This window comes from Xenorhabdus budapestensis, from assembly GCF_002632465.1.
GTDB lineage: Bacteria > Pseudomonadota > Gammaproteobacteria > Enterobacterales > Enterobacteriaceae > Xenorhabdus > Xenorhabdus budapestensis.
Window position 1 is genome coordinate 1 of the sequence record NZ_NIBS01000072.1, and the last position, 2,396, is coordinate 2,396.

General features: G+C 37.0%; 3 protein-coding genes. 1 reads left to right on the forward strand and 2 read right to left on the reverse strand.

Features of this window, described 5'->3' with window-relative positions:
- The first annotated feature begins 421 nt into the window (after positions 1 to 421).
- Positions 422 to 1,450 carry a serine/threonine-protein kinase gene (locus Xbud_RS18795; protein ID WP_099137503.1) on the forward strand — a complete coding sequence of 343 codons (1,029 nt, stop codon included), beginning with the start codon at positions 422 to 424 and terminating at the stop codon, positions 1,448 to 1,450.
- Positions 1,451 to 1,674: 224 nt separating this feature from the next.
- On the opposite strand, the gene Xbud_RS18800 is transcribed toward Xbud_RS18795, so the two are convergent.
- A complete protein-coding gene (locus Xbud_RS18800; protein ID WP_099137504.1) occupies positions 1,675 to 2,124 on the reverse strand; it encodes a tail fiber assembly protein in 450 nt (149 codons plus the stop codon).
- A 2-nt stretch (positions 2,125 to 2,126) separates the two neighbouring features.
- Positions 2,127 to 2,309 (reverse strand): gp53-like domain-containing protein, encoded by a 183-nt coding sequence (locus Xbud_RS21515; protein WP_422645770.1) that lies wholly within the window; start codon positions 2,307 to 2,309, stop codon positions 2,127 to 2,129.
- Positions 2,310 to 2,396: the final 87 nt, after the last annotated feature.

A 2,396-nucleotide genomic window follows, 5' to 3' on the forward strand; every position in this document is an offset into this window, starting at 1 on the left:
TAGCCTTTTGTTCCTTTATTTCTCTATTTTTGACGACTTAAAGTTATAAAGGAGCGGCTATGTCATTTCAACTCATCATAAAAGTCGAGCATCGCGTTAAAATATATTCGTAATAGTATACTGGATATTCTTAGAGAGTATCAGATTCAAAACGCAGCGTTACGTGTAGCAGAGGGCGTTTCAATAAACAAAAGTGTCCTTAGATATTATATTGAAGCAGTCATTCAAGAAGCATTATCAAGTAGTAATGTGAAATATTACTTTGTAATGAGAATGAACACCATTATAAGCAGACTAAAAATAAATAAAGATGATTATAACTCCATTTTAAATTCATATAAGAAACTAAACAACATAGATAATTCATCTTTCAAAAAACCAATGAATGAAGCAATGATGGTAGCTATTGCGGCGGTTAATAATGATTAATCCATTTTATATTGATGCGCACATATCTTTCAAAGAAATAAGAGAACTAGACGAGCAAGGAAAAAACTCTCGTGTAATCTTAGCTCATGATAAAAATTTGGACTGTAATCTGGTTATTAAGGAGATCAAAAAAAATATTTTTGATTACGACCGTTACTTTAATGAAGCAAGAAAATTATATTTAAGCGCTCATCCTAATGTCGTTCAAATACAATACGCAGCTCAAGATAGCAATAATATTTACCTAGGATTACCATTTTATAAAAACGGCTCAATACATAATTTAATGAATGAAAAATTTTTAACAGTTAGTGAGATCATAAGGTATTCAATTCAATTTTTAAGTGGGCTTTATCATATCCACACAAAAGGATTAATTCATTTCGACATAAAGCCAAATAATATAATGCTCTCTGATAGGGATGAAGCTTTACTATCTGATTTTGGTCTTGCTGAGAAGATTAATGACGCTGGATTTGCCTCACCAGAGATGCTTTACAATTTACATCGCTCTCCTGAGTCATTCTCAGATGAAGAATTAGACTTTACTACTGATATATATGAAGCTGGCGTTACTATGTACAGAATGTTAGTTGGTCATGAGCAATTCAACAATGAAGCTGACCAACTCCACTCAACAAATAATCCTGTTGAATTGATATTAAACGGCTCTTTTCCATTCAAAAATTACCCACTACATGTACCGAGATCTATCATAAAAATAGTTAATAAGTGTTTAGAAAAAAACAAAAAAGATAGATATCAATCAGTCCAGCAAATATTAAATGATTTGTCAAAAATTGAATCAGCAGACTCGTTACATTGGCGCATACACCCAAGTAAAAAGGAAATTGTATGGATAGGAATCAAAAAAGGTGCTAAAGTAACAATAGAATTTGACATGAAAAAAAATAAATGCTACGGAAGAAAAGAGCTTTCTAGCGGCAAACACCAGAAAATATCAGAATATTGCAAGGACGCCGTTAAAGAAAGTGATATTCGCTCACTACTTACAAAGTAAGGTAATCCTATGAAAAATCGCGAGGATATAACAACGTTCCCTCGCAGACATGAGCTAGCGTCAGCATCTAATTGCAAAGGAGTAGCTAAAGCTCTTTCTAGTGAAGCGAGAGACATGAGAATGAAACAATTTAATGAGGCATTAAAAAACAGGGAAAGTTATGTGCGATTAAAAAACTAACTAGCCCTCCCCACGAGGGCTTTTTTGTACCTGTCACCCCATCCTCACTTCGGCGGTTCCGGCCATGCGATATCGGGGGCAGTGGAACAGTCGACCCGGTTGAGCAACACACGGTATTTGCGCCATTCGGTTAAGGCAGCTTTCTCTTCGCTTGTGGTCATATCAAGGTCAACCGCATCCTGTAACGGGGCTATCGCATTGGTAGCCTGTGACATACGATAACGCTTCTCTGATTCGGCCTGTTGCTGTAGTTCCTCCGGTGTCGGTGGAGGCGGGTCTGCCAAAATGGGTAAACCATTCTCATCAGCCACAATCTGCTTCCCGTTTGCCTGTTCTTTAAACAGCTGGTTGTGCAACTCATCACTGACAGGTTTGAGGTCATCAGGATAGTCACCGGGTTCTGAATACGGCCGGTAAACAAAGCCCGATGCTGAGGCGCTGTAAAAATAATCATAATTTCTGTTGAATTCGGGTTTTATTTTTTCAATACCCATTATTACCTCCCAATTGCCCACCATGCCACTGGATGTCCGCTGTCATTCCCATCTGCAGTTTTTGTTGATGCATAAAATTGATGATTATTCACCGGATACCCAAATGCGTTATCTATACTAGACCCCTGCGATGTATTATTTGTTACGAATACGTGAAAACATTCAACAGGAAATGTTCTGCTCAAGAAAAATCGGACACTTTTACGAAGGCCATTTCATATTCCACGGGTGTTAAATCATTATTGGCCGTGTGCAATCGTGTTAAATTGTAA

Bases quoted from the DNA above. Each gene is read 5' to 3' on its own strand.
- Xbud_RS18800 (WP_099137504.1), bottom strand. From the start codon at position 2,124: ATGGGTATTGAAAAAATAAAACCCGAATTCAACAGAAATTATGATTAT.
- Xbud_RS18795 (WP_099137503.1), top strand. From the start codon at position 422: ATGATTAATCCATTTTATATTGATGCGCACATATCTTTCAAAGAAATA.